General features: G+C 37.8%; 17 protein-coding genes and 1 pseudogene. All 18 read right to left on the reverse strand.

Translation table 11 applies throughout. The annotated features are described in order from the left end of the window. Window positions 1-641 (reverse strand): annotated as a pseudogene (ltrA, locus tag GZA11_RS11290) (group II intron reverse transcriptase/maturase); the annotation flags it as partial. Between the two features lie 907 nt (window positions 642-1,548). Next, a complete protein-coding gene (locus tag GZA11_RS11295) occupies window positions 1,549-1,971 on the reverse strand; it encodes a S1 domain-containing RNA-binding protein (protein WP_038538316.1) in 423 nt (140 codons plus the stop codon). Between the two features lie 95 nt (window positions 1,972-2,066). Further along, a complete protein-coding gene (locus GZA11_RS11300) occupies window positions 2,067-2,459 on the reverse strand; it encodes an FtsB family cell division protein (protein WP_163183870.1) in 393 nt (130 codons plus the stop codon). A gap of 15 nt (window positions 2,460-2,474) precedes the next feature. Continuing rightward, the gene (gene yabQ / locus GZA11_RS11305) at window positions 2,475-3,107 is read right to left on the reverse strand and encodes a spore cortex biosynthesis protein YabQ (protein ID WP_163183872.1); all 633 of its coding nucleotides are present in this window, start codon (window positions 3,105-3,107) and stop codon (window positions 2,475-2,477) included. Beyond that, a complete protein-coding gene (gene yabP / locus GZA11_RS11310) occupies window positions 3,104-3,406 on the reverse strand; it encodes a sporulation protein YabP (RefSeq protein ID WP_038538310.1) in 303 nt (100 codons plus the stop codon). The genes yabQ and yabP overlap by 4 nt, the downstream gene beginning before the upstream one ends. Before the next feature lie 71 nt (window positions 3,407-3,477). Further along, a complete protein-coding gene (locus GZA11_RS11315; protein ID WP_163183874.1) occupies window positions 3,478-3,756 on the reverse strand; it encodes an RNA-binding S4 domain-containing protein in 279 nt (92 codons plus the stop codon). Window positions 3,757-3,773: 17 nt separating this feature from the next. Beyond that, window positions 3,774-5,240: a bifunctional methyltransferase/pyrophosphohydrolase YabN gene (yabN, locus tag GZA11_RS11320; protein WP_163183876.1), complete on the reverse strand. Its 1,467-nt coding sequence runs from the start codon at window positions 5,238-5,240 to the stop codon at window positions 3,774-3,776. A 1-nt stretch (window position 5,241) separates the two neighbouring features. Further along, window positions 5,242-6,867 carry a putative polysaccharide biosynthesis protein gene (locus GZA11_RS11325; RefSeq protein WP_163183878.1) on the reverse strand — a complete coding sequence of 542 codons (1,626 nt, stop codon included), beginning with the start codon at window positions 6,865-6,867 and terminating at the stop codon, window positions 5,242-5,244. Window positions 6,868-6,979: 112 nt separating this feature from the next. Further along, a complete protein-coding gene (spoVT, locus tag GZA11_RS11330; protein WP_038538301.1) occupies window positions 6,980-7,516 on the reverse strand; it encodes a stage V sporulation protein T in 537 nt (178 codons plus the stop codon). Between the two features lie 180 nt (window positions 7,517-7,696). After that, a complete protein-coding gene (mfd, locus tag GZA11_RS11335; RefSeq protein WP_163183880.1) occupies window positions 7,697-11,233 on the reverse strand; it encodes a transcription-repair coupling factor in 3,537 nt (1,178 codons plus the stop codon). An 81-nt stretch (window positions 11,234-11,314) separates the two neighbouring features. Further along, window positions 11,315-11,545 (reverse strand): anti-sigma-F factor Fin family protein, encoded by a 231-nt coding sequence (locus GZA11_RS11340; protein ID WP_038538295.1) that lies wholly within the window; start codon window positions 11,543-11,545, stop codon window positions 11,315-11,317. Between the two features lie 163 nt (window positions 11,546-11,708). Beyond that, complete coding sequence (gene pth, locus GZA11_RS11345; protein ID WP_163183892.1) at window positions 11,709-12,269, reverse strand: aminoacyl-tRNA hydrolase; 561 nt, start codon at window positions 12,267-12,269, stop codon at window positions 11,709-11,711. A 119-nt stretch (window positions 12,270-12,388) separates the two neighbouring features. Continuing rightward, entirely contained in the window at window positions 12,389-13,024 is a 636-nt protein-coding gene (locus GZA11_RS11350) for a 50S ribosomal protein L25/general stress protein Ctc (protein WP_038538292.1), read from the reverse strand. A gap of 133 nt (window positions 13,025-13,157) precedes the next feature. Continuing rightward, window positions 13,158-14,114 carry a ribose-phosphate diphosphokinase gene (locus GZA11_RS11355; protein ID WP_038538289.1) on the reverse strand — a complete coding sequence of 319 codons (957 nt, stop codon included), beginning with the start codon at window positions 14,112-14,114 and terminating at the stop codon, window positions 13,158-13,160. 22 nt (window positions 14,115-14,136) lie between these two features. Further along, window positions 14,137-15,510, reverse strand: a complete 1,374-nt coding sequence (gene glmU, locus GZA11_RS11360; RefSeq protein WP_038538286.1) for a bifunctional UDP-N-acetylglucosamine diphosphorylase/glucosamine-1-phosphate N-acetyltransferase GlmU — start codon at window positions 15,508-15,510, stop codon at window positions 14,137-14,139. A gap of 205 nt (window positions 15,511-15,715) precedes the next feature. Further along, window positions 15,716-16,006 carry a septation regulator SpoVG gene (gene spoVG / locus GZA11_RS11365; RefSeq protein WP_003347151.1) on the reverse strand — a complete coding sequence of 97 codons (291 nt, stop codon included), beginning with the start codon at window positions 16,004-16,006 and terminating at the stop codon, window positions 15,716-15,718. 172 nt (window positions 16,007-16,178) lie between these two features. Next, window positions 16,179-16,553, reverse strand: coding sequence for a RidA family protein (locus GZA11_RS11370; protein WP_038538283.1), 375 nt, complete (start codon window positions 16,551-16,553; stop codon window positions 16,179-16,181). 14 nt (window positions 16,554-16,567) lie between these two features. Further along, window positions 16,568-17,386 (reverse strand): pur operon repressor, encoded by an 819-nt coding sequence (gene purR / locus GZA11_RS11375; RefSeq protein ID WP_038538279.1) that lies wholly within the window; start codon window positions 17,384-17,386, stop codon window positions 16,568-16,570. Between the last annotated feature and the right edge of the window lie 30 nt (window positions 17,387-17,416).

The following is a 17,416-nucleotide window of genomic DNA, read 5'->3' on the forward strand; positions in this document are numbered from 1 at the left end:
CCTCTTGCTTCTAATTCTTTATCCAATTTGTCAAGGATGATGTTTGAAAGCAGGGGACTGAGAGGTCCTCCTTGCGGAGTTCCTTCCTCCGTTGATTGTATGACCCCATTAAACATTACACCTGATTGGAGGTATTTCCGGATTAATTTAAGAAGTATACGGTCTTCGATTCTTTTAGCGAGTATTCCCATTAATTTGTCATGGTTAACTTTATCAAAGAATTTCTCTAAGTCCATATCAACTACCCAGCGGAACCCCTCTTTGATATATCTCTTTGCCTTTCTTACCGCGTCATGGGCACTTCTACTAGGACGGAACCCATAGCTGTTGTCAGAAAAAGTTGGATCAAAGATTGGTGTTAACACTTGGGCAATCGCCTGTTGAATGAAACGATCTATCACAGTTGGTATTCCTAAAAGCCTTACCCCTCCGCTTGGTTTCGGGATTTCGACACGGCGGACGGGAGAAGGTTCATAGTCACCTGTTCTTAAAGTTTCCCGAAGGGAATCCCAGTTCTCTTAGAGATGTCGTCGTAGGGATTTTACGGACATTCCATCTATGCCGTGACTTCCTTTGTTCTGCTCTACCCGTTTTAGGGCAGTTAAAAGATTTTCCCGTGATAAGATTCGTTCCATTAACATGATGTTATTCCTCTCCACGCGAATGAAGATTCTGTTTATGCCGGCTCTTGCTCCATCCTCCTAAAGTCCCCAGCGGATTCACCGCTTCCTCCTTTATGTAAGTCCTTTCGGATTGTCTGTGTTCAATACAATAACCGAATGTACAGATTTCATTCTTTCTTAATAGTTCAGTCCTTCCCATTCCTTCTCGAGTTAGAATGGTACTATGACTTCTGCTGACTTCTGATTGTTCAGCTACCCATTGCTGGATAGGTGTAAATGTCAAAATAAGAATGCACAATTTTGATTGTATAGTGATGTACAAAAATGATTTTATGGATAATTATGTTATTAAGTGGTGGATAGTAATAACTGGACATGGAGCCTCTACGGGCATGACTTACGAGCCAAGAAGCCAGCAATATCAATAGCTGGCTCCGCCTAACAAGGCTATCATGCCCGCCTCTCCATGTAAAGTTGCCCTAAGGCAATGAGAGAAGCTATATAGCTTTAAACAATCATTTTTGTACATAGTTAAATTAGCATTTCCAGGATAGGTTACCAAGTGTACTTGGCGTTTCAATCAGACCTCCCCGGGTAAGAGTGCAGTCTTTCCCTCCATCTATCTGCTTCATTTACTCTGTACCACCTTCGGCAGTAAGGACTTTGTCTTGTTATGCAGACTCATCCAGTGGTACCTAGCCTTATATGAAGTTCGTGTTCCTCAGACCGGAGGTTTGCCGCCCGCTTCCTTCAGATTCCATGTCACCACGGACACCCTTGCGCTAAGCTAACCATTACTACTGCCTTCATGGCTCGGGACTTTCACCCTATAGACTACACCCATGCCGGGCGCACATAAAAAAAAGACAAGTCATCATGACTTGTCTTAAAACCTTGCTATATCTGTTAAAAAGTCAGCAGCAAGTTAACCACGTCTAGCTCCTCTTCCACCACGCTTAGACTCTGTATGTCGCTTTAAGGATGATAAACGATCTTCACTATCTTTTAAGAATCGAGCCATCTTTTGTTCAAATGATTCCATTCGATTTCGATCGTTTGCCCTTGCCTGACGCGGGCGTTGCGAGTGTGACTGCCTTCTTTCAGCTTCTGGTTTATCTTTTGCTTTTTTAATGGATAGCCCAATTTTCCCATCTTTTTCAACATTAAGGACTTTCACATCAACTTGATCGCCGACCTTTAGATGGTCATTAATGTCCTTTACATAATTATCAGCAACCTCACTGATGTGTACAAGTCCTGTTGAACCATCCGGCAGCTCCACAAACGCTCCGAAATTTGTTATTCCTGTCACCTTTCCCTGTAACTTGCTGCCCACTTCAATTGACATAAAAAAAATGTTCCTCCTTAAAAATATAAAAAATCAAACTTATAACATATTATACAGAAAGGGAAATTTGAGTGTCAATAATGCTCCATATTGGTTCATTTTTCCTTCTTTTCCTCTTTTTCCTCAGGAATATTAAAAATAATTTCATTTTCATCTGAGAAAAAGTATTCTTTTCGAGCAAGTTTGGCGATATATTCATCATCATTCAATTTAATAATTTCTTCTTTTAACAGATCCTGTTCCTTTTTTAGCTCTTTAAGTTCATTTTCTAATTTTTTCTTCTGGGTAAGTTGTGCTTCCATTGTTTTGGTTTGGGAGAGATAACTGGAAATCATGAAATACGATATTATACAGGCAAAAACAAAAAATACAGAAAGGCGTCTGGCGAGTAGCTTCTTTTTTCGAGCTGAAGCAATTTCTGCATATTCTTTCTGCTGTACATAGGATGTCTGAATTTTAGATACATTGCTTTTTCGTTCTGCTCCCATTTCCATGACCCTTTCTTACTCTTTTCTCTTCTTCCATTTATTAAACCACTTAATAATATTATTCCAGATTGACTTTAGATTTCCTGCCGTTCTATTATATAACTTCTCGACGGAATTTTTAAGGTTTTTCGGCAAAAGTTTCCATAAAATTAAGAGAATCTTTTTTACAATTGTTAATACTATCTTAAGCACCCATATAAGTGCTTTTAGTATAAATTTGCCAAGCGATAACATCCCTGTACCAACAGACATAAGAATTAAGATAACAAATTGAACCAAACCAACAACTGGTTTGTAAATAAGAAGTTGGAAAGTTTTGCGGACTAATCGTGCGAATGCAATGGTTGTCCTAATCAAAAACTCCAAAAAACGAAGATAAAAATTTTTAAATAAGCTCTGATAGGCAGCAAATCCGCATAATAAAGCCAGAAATATATAAAACCTTATTTCACCATTATTCACCAAGAATAATGCATAAAAAATAATTAAAGCTTGGATCACCCAAAACAGCAAATCATTCAAAAACACGATCCAAGCTTTTCGTTTCGGTCGTTTTAAAAAACGTTGATACGTATCAAACAGGGCTCCAAACAAAGACCCCATCCCAACCATGGAAAGCATGGTAAGAAATTGAGTCGATAAAGTCATCGGAACAACTTGCTAAAGAATCCTTTAGCTTTCTCCCCATGGTGTTCATCTAAATATACAAGATCAAAAATTTTCCCTTTAATCGAAACAATGCCTTTTTCGACATCCAGATTTTTCATCTGTAAATTTTGACCTTTTATAGCTAAAAACCCCATGGATGTTTCCAATAAAAACTCCTCATTATCAAAGCTTTCCACTTGCTTTACACCGGTAATATCAAGAAATTTCCTACCTCTCATTATCACATCATGGTCAGGAATACTACTTTTAGTTGGATTCGTATCATAAAATTGGCTCATTTTCATCCCTCACAATCTTGTACAACCTTTTGGTACATGTTTATGTTATGGAGGGAGAAATTAGAACAGACTCATTCTAATCGGTCATCTGTATAGCTAACCTTTTCTTCATTAATGATCGTATACATTTCTGCTGCTTCATCTTTCCGAGTTGTTTCCTGAATTCGTTCAATTCGTACTGTTATTTTCCTTTGTCCAAGCCTTAAAGTCAGTTCATCCCCTACTTTAACAGAGGTGCTGGCTTTTGCTTCCTTTCCATTAATTTCAATTCTGCCTTGGTCAGATACTTCTTTAGCTAATGTTCTTCGCTTAATTAATCTCGATACTTTTAAAAACTTATCTAGACGCATCTACTGATACCCCATTTCTATAGTCCTTTTAATTTTGCTTCATCCCAATATTTGTCAAGATCTTCCAGTGTATGTTCTTCAAATTCCTTTCCGCTCTTCTCTACTTGTTTCTCAATGTATTGAAATCGACGGATAAATTTTTCATTTGTTTCAAATAATGCTTCTTCCGGATTAATTTTTAGAAATCTAGCAACATTTACAAATGCAAATAATAAGTCACCAAATTCTTTTTTTGCACGTGTAAGGCTACCTTCTGTTTGATCGAGCTCCTTAATGAACTCTTCCAATTCCTCCTTCACTTTCTCCAATGCAGGCATGATTTCCTCCCAATCAAAACCAACCTTTGCCGCTTTCTTTTGAAGTTCATAAGCTCGTAATAAATTTGGCAATTCCTTTGATACTCCTTCGAGGAAAGATGTTTGTACCTCACCTTTTTCCTTCCTCTTAATTTCTTGCCAATTCTCGACAACTTCCTTGGCATCCTCTACCTTTACTTCACCAAAAACATGGGGGTGTCTGCGAATCATTTTTGCTGATAGGCCTTCAATGACATCTTCTATAGAAAAATAACCATCATCCTCACCGATTTGGGCATGTAATAGGACTTGTAGTAAAACATCCCCAAGCTCCTCAATTAAATGGTCAATATCACCACTTGTAATAGCATCAATGACCTCATAAGTTTCTTCAATTAAATATTTTTTTAATGATTCATGAGTTTGTTCTTTATCCCAAGGACATCCATTCGGTCCTCTTAATTGAGCTATTATATCGCGTAACCTCGAAAAATCCCTCCATAATAGGCGATCTTCTTTAATCGGCGGTATATAGATCGATCTTAGGTTATTAATTGAAAGATTTCTATCTAATTCATAAAGTGGGACTTTTTCAATGCATTCATCCTGATTGCCTGCTGACGTTACGATATAAACTTCATAATCATCAGGGTATCTTTCCATTAAACTAATCTTCACATCTGAAGCAACCAATTGGTCATATACCTGGCTGATGATGATATGCTGTGTCACTTGCAGCTCGCTAGACCGAAATGAAGTTCCATCTATAAGCTGAAATCCTTCGATTGGATCGATCTTTAATGAAGAAAATAATGCATCGATAAAGCTCTGTCCACCAGTGACAGAAATTTCAATATCTTCCTCTTCTCCTTTTTCCAGCAATAGCTGAACCGTTCGTTCGGCCACAAGTGGATGTCCTGGAACTGCATAAATAACTGCTTCCGTTTTTGCTTTATTAAGCAATATTTGGACTATTTCTTGATACACATCTTCAAATTGCTCATGTTTTTCATAAACAGAATCAAAAGAAGTAAAACGCATCCCTTCACGAACCAAGTCTTGAACAACTGGATGTTCCTTCGTTCGTAAATAGACATGGTTTGCCTGCGTTAATTTCTTAAATACACCAAACTGAAGCTGGTTTATATCACCTGCGCCTAACCCAATCAGTTCAATTTTTTTTACCATCTTACCCTCTGTCCTTTCGAGCTAAAAAATAGATAAGTTTGCTTCCTAGAGGGAATAACGCCAATTCTTCCTCCAAGAACACCCTTTTCCTAATAATGATAAATGTAAAGATCATTGCTCCCAAACAAACCGCACTAAGTGATTGGAATGCAACAGTAAGACGACTAGCCGATCCGAGAGTAGCAATTATAAATTCAGATAATAACAAGTATCCTTTTAAAACGAACACCATCACTATTGCTGCTGTAAAGACTACACCAAAAAAACGCACAGATACAACTGGAATAGGTACTAACTTTTTCAGATGAAAAAATAGTAGGAACGTAATTATTCCAAGAGTTATAACGGTCGAAACAGCAGCCCCCATAATCCCAAAGTCTGGGACAAAAAAGAGATTCAGGCCATATTTAATCGGCAACAAGATTGTTATAACAAAAGCCGGGAAAATAAGACGGCCAATTCCTTGCATAATTGATATTATCGTTATAATGACCGATGTAAATAGAATGGAAAAAGATAAAACCCCCAAAACAGAGGAGCCTAATTCATTTTCAAACAACATCCTATTGGCCGGTCTTATAATTGCCCATAGACCTGCAGAAGCTCCTACACCAATAACAATGCTCACCTTAATAGCTAATTGAATTTTATGATACAAAAATTCCGGTTTAGCAACCAACCGCTCACGAGTAATAAGCGGGACAAGGGTTAAAGACATTGAAGTGGCTGCCACTGTTCCTAATTGGATGAATGGCTGCCCCCGGTCAAATACTCCTTTTAAACCTTTGGCCATCTCACTTGGTATTCCGCTAGCAATTAGTAACGAATGAAGATTTAATGCATCCGCCAATTGTATAAAAATTAGTAACATACCACTAAGACAAATGGTTAGTCCTTGATATGTAAGAGCTTTTATCATTTGTTTAACATATTGACTATTATTTTGAAGCATTCCTTTTCTTGGAGCAACTAATTTCCATTCTTTACGAATCCATAAAAACATAAACAAAAGGACCACAGAAATGACACTTCCTGTAATCGATCCAACCATAGCTCCGCCGCCGACAAAATAAAGTGATTCTCCCTTGAGCATGAATAAAAAAGATAGGAAAAGAATAGTCACCACTCTAGTGGATTGTTCTCCTACCTGGGATAATGCTGTAGGTACCATATCCCCAATACCTTGAAAATATCCACGTAATACTGAAACAATAGGAAAAATTAAAAATACAATGGAAACTACTCTAATCAAGATATATAAATGAGGGTCGTCCATCCAATAGGCAATTTGATTTGCTCCAAAGTAAAGGAGAAAAAAACAAATAAAACCGAAAACCTGTAAATAACAAAAGGAGATAAAAAGAAGTAGTCTCGACTTTTCATTATTCCCTTTTTCCTTCTGTTCTGCATATAACTTTGATATCACAACTGGAAAACCAGTTGTAGCCAATACAACAGCTATCCCATAAAACGGGTATATTTGCTGATATATGTAAAATCCGATATCTCCAACAATATTTTGAAACGGAATTCGATAAAAAGCACTTAATATCTTCACTATGATTGCAGCAATTGTTAAAATAAAGGCCCCTTTAAACAAAGCCTTTGATGGATTTTGATCCTCCATTCCTTCACCACCAACAATAAACTCCAAAACCCAATTATAACATGAAAAAAGACAGCCAGCGCTGCCTTTTCTCATTGACTTATGTGTGCTGCCTCAGTTAAGGCGTCACTTCTTATTGTTCCATTTGTCTTGCAAGGAAACCGGCTGCTGTTTCAACAGCCTTTTGTTCCACTTCACCCAACGTTCCTTCTTTTGAAAATATAATAACTGCACCTATTGGATCACCATTTGCAATAATAGGTCCAATAGTATAAGATGAAACAGATTCATCATGACCATCTACAAGGGCAACATCACCTTGCTGTGTAACAAGAACTGAGTTTCGGTCTTCCATTGTTTTTTCAACAAGTTCGCTAATATTTTTATTTAAATAATCTTTTTTTGAACCACCAGCCACTGCAATATACGAATCTCTGTCACAGATTAAAACGGGGTTACCGAGGCTGTCAAATAGGGCTTCGGCATATTCTTTGGCAAAATCGCTTAGCTCGCTGATTGGTGAATACTTTTTCAAAATCACTTCCCCATCCCGATCAACAAAGATCTCTAATGGATCTCCTTCTCGGATACGCAAGGTTCTGCGTATTTCTTTGGGAATAACAACACGACCCAAATCATCGATTCGACGAACTATTCCAGTTGCTTTCATCCAATGTTGCCTCACTTTCATCTGATGATTTTTCAAATTTGGAAGTGACAATATTTCTATTCACTACCAACTTTGAACTTAGTATCTTTCATCTGGAAAGTTCTATACACCTACATCATATTTTTTTCACAGATTCGGGAACAGTTTCCACATTTTGAGGAAGATACTTATCATCATTTACTATTTAACTGAATTTGCTTGTTCGCGCTTGGCCATTGGAATTCCCTTAATCATTTCAAAAATGATATGAAGCCACTGGGCTGTTTCATATTCTTTTGTATTCACCACAATTTTGAGCTTACGCCCATCCATCCCAGGGGTTACTGATCGACCATATTTATTGCCGATATAAAACAGCTTACTACCATCTAGAGTAGCTGTAACTTCCTCATTAATTAAGATCGTTACTTTCTCTTTCATTTGTTTAATTTGTTCAACCCCATTTTGGATTGCATAAACCTTCATTTCAGCAATTTGAAAAAGGTAGGAAACTTCATCCGGATATTCACCAAAACGATCCAGCATTTCTGATTGAAGTTCTTCAACTTCTTCAAGTGTGCTTGCCCCTCTGAAACGTTTATACATTTCAATTTTTTGATGTCCATCTTTAATATAGGAATCTGGAATGTAAGCATCAATTTCAAGATCAATTTCAACAGATGGTGGAGCTGTTGTCTTTAGTTCTCCCTTTCTTTCTTCAATTGCTTCTTTTAACATTTGTGAATAAAGATCAAATCCGACAGAATCAATGAACCCGTGCTGCTGGGCTCCTAGTAAATTACCAGCTCCCCTAATCGACAAATCACGCATGGCAATTTTAAATCCAGAGCCTAACTCCGTAAATTCCTTAATCGCTTCCAGACGTTTTTCAGCAACTTCTGTTAGCACTTTATCCTTTCGATAAGTAAAATACGCATAAGCGATACGATTAGAGCGACCGACTCGACCACGAAGCTGATACAGTGTAGAAAGCCCCATGCGATCAGCATCATATACAATCAATGTATTTACATTTGGAATATCAACACCCGTTTCTATAATAGTCGTGCTGACTAGGACGTCATATTCTCCAGCTAAGAAACTGAGCATAACCGATTCCAACTCGTTTTCAGACATCTGACCATGAGCATAAGTCACACGTGCATCTGGCACCAGCATAGAAATTTCCTCTGCTTTACGCTCAATATCTTCCACTCTGTTGTATAGGAAATAAACTTGTCCGTCACGGGCAAGCTCGCGTTCAATGGCTTCTCTTACCAATACCCCATTATATTCCATCACATAAGTTTGAACTGGGAACCGATTTTCTGGCGGTGTTTCAATCACAGATAAATCACGAACTCCAAGCATCGACATATGAAGAGTTCTTGGGATCGGTGTCGCTGTCAAAGTTAAAACATCTATATTTGTTTTTAATTTTTTAATCTTTTCTTTATGGGTAACTCCAAACCTTTGCTCTTCATCAATAATTAACAAACCTAAATCATGGTAAACAATATCTTTTGATAACAATCGATGGGTTCCAATCACAATATCAACTGTACCCGCTTTTAAACCTTTAATGGTCTCCGTTTGCTGTTTTTTCGTTCGGAATCTGCTTAATAGACCAATATTAATTGGATAATCTTGAAATCTCTCCCGTATCGTCTCATAATGTTGCTGCGCCAAAATGGTTGTCGGAACCAGAAATGCTACTTGTTTTCCGTCCGCAATTGCCTTAAATGCGGCACGGATCGCTACTTCTGTTTTTCCATATCCTACATCCCCACATAAGAGCCGATCCATTGGTCGTGGTCTTTCCATATCCTTTTTAATTTCATGAATGGAACGCAGCTGATCTTCTGTTTCACGATAAGGAAAAGATGCTTCAAATTCCCGCTGCAAATCCCCGTCAGGTGAATAAGCAAACCCAACAGCCGCTTCCCTTTCTGCATACAACTTAATCAGATCATCTGCAATATCTTCTACAGATGATTTGACTTTTTTCTTAACCTTCTTCCAATCACTGCCTCCGAGTTTATAAATCTTCGGCTCTTTCCCTTCCGAGCCCACATACTTTTGGACAAGGTCAATTTGTTCGACTGGCACATATAGTTTATCTGTTCCTTGGTAGCGAATATGGAGATAATCTTTATGGATACCGTTAATGACAAGCGTCTCAATTCCTAAGTATTTGCCGATTCCATGATTAACATGAACCACATAATCGCCAACTTTAAGCTCCGAATAACTTTTAATTCGCTCCGCATTGGAAAGCTTTTGACGGCTTTTGGATTTCTTCACTCGCTTACTAAAAAGCTCTGCCTCAGTAATCACTGCAATTTTCTGGATCGATAGTTCAAAACCCGATTGCAGATTTCCTTTCATAATCTGAATCTTTCCAGATAAGAGTGGCTGGCTTTCCGTAACTATACCGGCATCAATTTCGTAGTCCTCTAAAACCCGCTCAAGCTTTTTAACCCGCTCTTCATCCGGTCCGAGAAATAAAATCGAATAATTACTTTTTTTCCATCTTTCAATCTCTGCTTTTAATAAATGCATCTGACCATGGAAATTTTGCATCGGCTTGCAAGATATATTAATAATATTTTGCGGACTTGTATTAGCTACATGTCGCAAGAACAAAGACATATAAATGATCGGGAATTCCTTTTTTCGCAAAAAAGTCTCGAGATTATGGGATATTTGTAAATCATGAATAATTTGTCCCTCACCTAAAAGAGAGGTGTACCATTCAGCTTCCTCTTTCTCAAGAGATTCATTCATCTCTTGAACCCGGCTGATTTCATCAATAATGACTAAACCTTCCTTTGGCAGATAGTCTAGTAAACTATTAGATGGATTGTATGCCAAGGAAAGATATTTAAATACCTGTTCCGGTTTTTGACCGTTTTTCAGCTGCTCCAACTCATGACTAATATTTTGAGAGAGCTGCATTTTTGATTTATCGTCTTTTAATTTTTTCAAGCTTTTGGCTAAGCCTTCTTCTAACCCTTCGATTATGCTCTGGTAATTTTCAGGCTCCAACAGCACTTCTACCGCAGGTCCAATCGAAACTTCCGTTACCTTCTCTCGGGAACGCTGATCTTCAATGGAAAAATAGCGAATGGATTCTATTTCAGTATCAAATAATTCAATTCTTAATGGATTTTCCTCTGTAAGAGGATATATATCAATAATTCCGCCTCTTACACTAAATTCACCAGGTGTTGTCACCATTTCTACCCGAACATATCCCATTTGGACAAATGCATGGAGAATTTGTTCAATATCTAAGTCTTCCCCTACTTTTAATGACAGTTGGTATTTTTGCCATAATGACTTAGGAGGAAGTATTTTTTTCAATCCAGCTATAGGGACAATTAAAACTCCCTTATTTTGATTACACCAATAATTTAATGCCTCAATCCTTTGAGCTCTTAGCTCAGGGCTAGCTATGCTCATTTCCGCAGCAATTAATTCATTAGCAGGAAAAAGAAACACTTCTTTTTCATTTAATAGATTAACAATATCATCATAGAGTTTTTGTGCTTGCAATAAATTATGGGTAACAACCATTATCGGCTTCTTGGTTCGTTCATAAATGGCAGCAGTTAGTACCGTTCTTGACGATCCTGATAGACCTGCAATCAGCTGTTCCTTCAACCCTTCTTCCAATCCGGCTATCACGGAATCAATCTCTTCCTGCTGCAAGAATAAAGATTTTAACCCTTTCAAGGATTCTCCTCCTCCCTTTTGTATTTTCCCAGGTAATTTTTTTAAATAGAAAAATGCTTTGGAGACGTTCCAAAGCTAAGTTTAATGAATTATAAAATCATATTGATGGTAATCTGGATTTCGCTCTAGAGCTTCCTGACAGTCTTCGCAAATAGCTTTTATATGAATATTACCTGATGAATCATAGGTAACCATATCCAGTCTTTCTTGCTCTGTTAATTTATGAAGGCCCAATGCCTCAGAGTGAATGGATGTTTGCTCAATGGAACCGAGTTTTGTGCCACAATGACGGCAATAGTAATGGATGGCCATAGAATCCCTCCTGCATTTCGATTCAATACTTAGTATGAACCTTAACGGAGGAACTTATACAACTTGGTTACCCTTACATCTCATTTGTATTTTCAATTTTGCTTTATTGTATGAAACGATGCCTTGTAACATACCTAAAACTACTATTACCAATTATATCAAATCATGAATTATAATCATTCATTACTTGCAAAAAAGGTCGATCTAGCCATGCTTCACAAGCATCAGCACTTTTGGTCACGGTTTCTTTCACAATTGCTAGTTCTTCAGGTCGGAACTTTCCTAAAACATAATCAGGAACACTCATTCCGGCCGCTGGACGGTCAATTCCAATTCGTATCCGATTAAAGACTTGAGTACCAAGATGAGACACGGTTGACTTTATGCCGTTGTGTCCACCAGGGCTTCCTTTTTGTCGGAGACGAATTTTGCCAACCGGTAAATCAAGATCATCGTAAATGATAAGGACATCTTCCATATCAATTTGATAATAATCAATTACCGCTCTTATGGATTCACCCGATAAATTCATATATGTTAAAGGTTTTAATAGTAAAACCTTTTGCCCTTTCCAATGTCCGATGCCATACATTCCTTTAAGCTTAGTGTGATTTAACGGTATATCCCAACGTTTGGATAGCTCGTCAATCACTTCAAAACCAACATTATGTCTCGTATTTTCGTATTGCTTCCCAGGGTTACCTAACCCAACTATTAATTTCATAGGGATCCCCAACTCCTCTTCCTGTTTAGCTAGCCTCTTAAACAACTTTTTTAACATGTTTACTCCCATAATGAATAAAATGCAATAAAAGACGTAACCAAATCAGGTTACGTCTATTTTTATTCTTTCCCGACAGGTTCGGTTTCTCTTCCTTCTTCATTATCAGGATGACCGCCTTCTTGCTGTTCACCTGCGTTAATTTCCTCTTCAACTTTAGGAGGCAAAATCGATGCAACAACTTCGCTCTCCTCGTGATTAATCGTCATTCCCATGGTAGGAATATCTCTAACATAAAGGGTTTCACCAACTTGAAGATTCGAAATGTCCACTTCGATTTGCGGTGGGATGTTATCCGGTGTAGTGGTAACAGATATTTGGTGCAACGGCTGCTGAAGGACACCTCCATCTTTTACACCGATAGCATCTCCAACCAAGGCCAATTTAACATCAACTGTTATTTTTGAGGATTTATCAACGGCAAGAAAATCAACGTGAATGATTTCTCTTTTGATCATATCCTCTTGGTAGTCTGATAAAATAACATCCTGTTTATTGCCATCAACATCTAAAGAAATGATTCCATTTCTACCGACTGCCTTTATTGCTTTCGTAAAATCAGCTGAGCTGACAAACACAGGCTTACTTTCCACCTTAGCCCCATATACAATTGCAGGAATGTTTCCAGTCTCCCTAATTTTCTTTAATTCTGAACGACGCAAATCTTTTCGCTCTTTTGCTTGTAAAACAGCACTCATACATTAGTCACCTTCCTTTTTATTCATCTATATAAAATGCCCTAAAAAAGGAAGGTCTAAACGTTTTTTAGCGTAAAATCCTAATATATTTACAGGAGGATATGAACCTGTCTAACTTGATTTTTCTTCTATATTAATCAAACAGTGTGCTGACAGACTGCTCTTCATGGATACGAATAATAGCTTCACCAATAAGCGGTGCTACTGACAAGCTAATAATTTTTTCAATTTTCTTTTCCTCTGGAAGGGAAATAGAATTAGTTACAACCAACTCTTTAATCTTTGAATTTTGAATCCGTTCAATTGCAGGGCCGGAAAGAACTGGATGTGTACAACATGCATATACTTCTTTTGCCCCGTTTTCGACTAAGGCATTTGCTGCTAAGGTGATCGTTCCGGCTGTGTCGATAATATCATCAATTAAAATAGCAATTTTTCCTTCAATATTACCAACGATGTTCATGACTTCAGCCACATTTGGTCTTGGACGGCGTTTATCAATAATAGCAATTGGTGCTTTTAAGCGTTCCGCCATTTTTCTTGCTCTTGTAACACCACCATGGTCTGGAGAAACAATCACAACATCGCCACTTAGTTCTTTGTTTTTAAAGTAATCAGCTAAAATAGGCACACCCATCAAGTGATCAATTGGAATATCAAAAAATCCTTGGATTTGTGGTGCGTGTAAATCTAAGCAAAGGACACGAGTCGCACCAGCAGTCTCTAGCAAGTTAGCCACTAATTTTGCAGTAATTGGTTCACGAGCACGCGCTTTGCGGTCTTGACGGGCATAGCCATAGTAAGGCATGACAATATTAATGGTTTTCGCTGATGCACGTTTTAACGCATCAATCATGATTAATAATTCCATAATATTCTCATTTACCGGCTGGTTGGTAGACTGAATGACAAAAACATCGCAGCCACGAATGCTTTCCTCGATATTAATTTGAATTTCTCCATCACTAAATCTCGTTACAGAGCATTTTCCAAGCTCGACTCCAATCACTTTAGCAATTTCTCTTGCCAATGGCATATTGGAATTTAAACTAAATACTTTTAAGTTTGGGTCTAAATATTGATTTGACATGAGGGCCCTCCATTAATTTTGCTTATTTCTTTAAGTTAAGCTTATCAACATAATTTTCCTTATTCACTTGGTGCGCACGAGCTATAGACAAAGCATTACCAGGGACATCTTTTGTAATTGTCGAACCAGCTGCTACATAAGCTCCTTTTCCTATTGTAACTGGCGCTACCAAATTGGAATTACAGCCAACAAAAACATCGTCTTCAATTTTGGTTAAATATTTATTTTTTCCATCATAATTTACGGTAATGGAACCACAACCTATGTTTACATTACTTCCGACCTCAGCATCACCAATATAGCTGAGATGAGAGGCTTTGCTTCCATTTCCGAATTTAGCTTTCTTAATTTCAACAAAATTTCCGATTTTTACATCATTATAAATAGCAGATTCAGGACGAATATGAGCAAATGGACCAATATTCACTCTTGAACCAATTTCACTCTTATGTGCCACCGACTGACGGACCACAGTTTCATCACCGATTCTGCAAGAATCGATTTCGGAATGAGGGCCAATCTTACAATCTGAACCAATGATGGTTTTTCCTTTAATCATTGTGCCTGGGTAAATAATTGTATCTTGTCCAATTTCAACCTCAGCTTCAATATACGTATTAACAGGGTCAATGATGGTTACTCCATTACGCATATGACTTTCATTAATACGTAATCGCATTATTCTTTCAGCCTCTGCTAATGCCACACGATCATTAACACCCAGTGTTTCCTCGAAATCTTTTGTTTGAAAGGCTGTAACAACTTCACCTTGTTTTTTCAAAATTTCAATTACATCAGGGAGATAATATTCCCCTTGGGCATTATCATTAGAAACTTTCTTTAATGCTTCGAACAAGGCAATATTATCGAAGCAATATGTTCCAGTATTTATTTCATTAATGGTACGTTCTTCTTCAGATGCGTCTTTATGCTCAACAATTTTTTCTACATAACCACTTTCATTACGAATAATTCGACCATATCCTGTAGGGTCATCAATGCTTGCAGTAAGAATAGTAGCCTTCGCATGTGACTCAACATGATGCTTAAATAATGACTCCATTGTTTCTGCTTTAATTAATGGAGTATCGCCACACACAACAATAGTAACCCCTTCTTTTCCTTCAAGCAGTTTTGCTGCCTGCATTACAGCATGGGCAGTTCCAAGCTGTTCCTCTTGAAGGGCATAGTGGCTGGCCGTACCCAATTGTGCTTTAACCTTTTCCGCACCATGGCCAATAATGGTTACAAGTTCCTGTATATCTAAACTTCTAACTTGGTCCACTACATGCTGAACCATTGGTTTTCCGCATACGGGATGCAGCACTTTGTAAAGCTTTGATTTCATCCGCGTTCCTTGTCCAGCAGCTAAAATCACAGCATAACGATTAGACATGGACGTATCCTCCAATTATTATCCTTATTACCTTTTTATCCACTGTAAATATTAACGTAAACGAGGATGCATTTCAAGGAATGTTCTAATTGTGTCTAATATCGAAATATTGCGTTTTTTGGGGGGAGGTGGAGGATAAAATAGGGGAAATTTAAACACAATAAAAAGAGCCTTACTTAGAAGGAAGGCCCTAGTTGTTTAATCCTTAGGAAGCTCCGGCTTCTTCAAACTCTACTTCTAATTCACCTAAACGGTGGTACTCAGCCAATACAGCTTCTTGGATTTTGCCGCGCGTACCTGAGTTGATCGGATGTGCAATATCACGAAATTCACCATCAGGAGTACGTTTACTTGGCATCGCCACAAATAAACCATTGTTGCCGTCAATAACACGGATGTCGTGGACAACGAATTCATTATCTAATGTAATTGAAGCGATTGCCCTCATACGACCATCGGTATTTACGCGGCGTAATCTTACGTCTGTTACTTCCATGTGCTCACACCCTTTTTAGAAATCTAGTAATTTAAATTCAACAATTTTTTTAGATTTCCTTCTTTATATTCAAAATTTTTTAAAAAACGGGTAAAAAAGTGAGCGTTTGCATGAATGACCATTTAAACTTCTATAAAAGTAACAATAAATTAAAACAAAAATAGAGTTCTAATTATTTAATAAGTGCAATGACTTCAATTTCCACTAAAACATCCTTTGGTAAACGTGCTACTTCTACGCAGGACCTTGCCGGCTTATGTGTAGCAAAATATTCGCCATACACTTCATTGACAGCAGCAAAATCATCCATATTCTTAATAAAGACTGTTGTTTTTACAACCGTTTCTAATGAAGCCCCTGCTTCTTTTAAAACAGCTTTAAGATTACGGAAAACCTGATGCGTCTGTTCTTTTATATCACCAGTAACTAATGTACCTTCTGCAGTAAGTGGAATCTGTCCGGAGCTAAAGAACAAATTATTAACTACTACTCCCTGAGAGTATGGACCAATGGCTGCTGGTGCTTCTTTTGTTTGGATCGTTTTCATAATTCATTCCTCCATTATTTATCAAAATAATTTCCTATTTGAACATTAATCTTTTTTTCTTTTACATCCACATCAGATAATTTTACAAGTGATAAATAATCATCCACTAAACGTTCTTCTGTTTTCTCAGCTTCTACCAATACAGCAATACCAGCTACTTGCGCATCAAATTCCTCAAGCATATTCATCATACCCATTACTGTACCGCCAGCTTTCATAAAGTCATCAACAATAAGGACATTCTCTCCCTGCTTAATACTTCGTTTCGATAATACCATTGTTTGAATTCTTTTCGCTGAACCGGATACATAATTGATGCTGACAGTTGGTCCCTCCGTCACTTTACTATCTCTTCTTACAATTACGACAGGGACATTTAATTGACTGGCTACTGCGTACGCTAATGGAATTCCTTTTGTTGCAATCGTCATAACCACATCAATTTTCTTTTCCGAATATGCAGAGGCAATGATCCGTCCAGCTTTTTGCACCACTTGAGGACTACCCAAAATATCCGTTAAATATAAATATCCTCCAGGCAGCAGACGTTCAGGATCGGCAATTAACTTACATAATTCATTTACAAAAGGCTCTGCTTCCTCTTTACTTACCTTAACAAAAAATTTCACACCACCAGCTGCACCGGGGACTGTTTGGAGCGTCCCAATCCCTTGCTTTTCCAATGTTTCCTTCACAATAGCCAAATCCTCACTTATTGAGGATTTAGCAGAAGAATAGCGCTCAGCAAAAAACGTGAGAGGCACTAGCTGACGAGGATGGTCAAGAAGATAGCTGGTCATATCTATCAGACGTTCACTGCGGCGAAATTTCATAACAATCCTCCAAAACCGAATATTCTATTA

This window comes from Neobacillus sedimentimangrovi (genome assembly GCF_010614825.1).
GTDB classification, from domain to species: Bacteria; Bacillota; Bacilli; order Bacillales; family Cytobacillaceae; genus Neobacillus; species Neobacillus thermocopriae.

What these genes read in the sequence shown, in the direction of transcription:
- purR (WP_038538279.1), bottom strand. Translation starts at nt 17,386, where the DNA reads ATGAAATTTCGCCGCAGTGAACGTCTGATAGATATGACCAGCTATCTT.
- GZA11_RS11355 (WP_038538289.1), bottom strand. Translation starts at nt 14,114, where the DNA reads ATGTCAAATCAATATTTAGACCCAAACTTAAAAGTATTTAGTTTAAAT.
- GZA11_RS11325 (WP_163183878.1), bottom strand. Translation starts at nt 6,867, where the DNA reads ATGGAGGATCAAAATCCATCAAAGGCTTTGTTTAAAGGGGCCTTTATT.
- yabP (WP_038538310.1), bottom strand. Translation starts at nt 3,406, where the DNA reads ATGAGCCAATTTTATGATACGAATCCAACTAAAAGTAGTATTCCTGAC.
- glmU (WP_038538286.1), bottom strand. Translation starts at nt 15,510, where the DNA reads ATGTCTAATCGTTATGCTGTGATTTTAGCTGCTGGACAAGGAACGCGG.
- GZA11_RS11300 (WP_163183870.1), bottom strand. Translation starts at nt 2,459, where the DNA reads ATGGGAGCAGAACGAAAAAGCAATGTATCTAAAATTCAGACATCCTAT.
- GZA11_RS11350 (WP_038538292.1), bottom strand. Translation starts at nt 13,024, where the DNA reads ATGAGTGCTGTTTTACAAGCAAAAGAGCGAAAAGATTTGCGTCGTTCA.
- spoVG (WP_003347151.1), bottom strand. Translation starts at nt 16,006, where the DNA reads ATGGAAGTAACAGACGTAAGATTACGCCGCGTAAATACCGATGGTCGT.
- yabQ (WP_163183872.1), bottom strand. Translation starts at nt 3,107, where the DNA reads ATGACTTTATCGACTCAATTTCTTACCATGCTTTCCATGGTTGGGATG.
- GZA11_RS11370 (WP_038538283.1), bottom strand. Translation starts at nt 16,553, where the DNA reads ATGAAAACGATCCAAACAAAAGAAGCACCAGCAGCCATTGGTCCATAC.
- GZA11_RS11295 (WP_038538316.1), bottom strand. Translation starts at nt 1,971, where the DNA reads ATGTCAATTGAAGTGGGCAGCAAGTTACAGGGAAAGGTGACAGGAATA.
- GZA11_RS11340 (WP_038538295.1), bottom strand. Translation starts at nt 11,545, where the DNA reads ATGGCCATCCATTACTATTGCCGTCATTGTGGCACAAAACTCGGTTCC.
- pth (WP_163183892.1), bottom strand. Translation starts at nt 12,269, where the DNA reads ATGAAATTAATAGTTGGGTTAGGTAACCCTGGGAAGCAATACGAAAAT.
- GZA11_RS11315 (WP_163183874.1), bottom strand. Translation starts at nt 3,756, where the DNA reads ATGCGTCTAGATAAGTTTTTAAAAGTATCGAGATTAATTAAGCGAAGA.
- spoVT (WP_038538301.1), bottom strand. Translation starts at nt 7,516, where the DNA reads ATGAAAGCAACTGGAATAGTTCGTCGAATCGATGATTTGGGTCGTGTT.
- yabN (WP_163183876.1), bottom strand. Translation starts at nt 5,240, where the DNA reads ATGGTAAAAAAAATTGAACTGATTGGGTTAGGCGCAGGTGATATAAAC.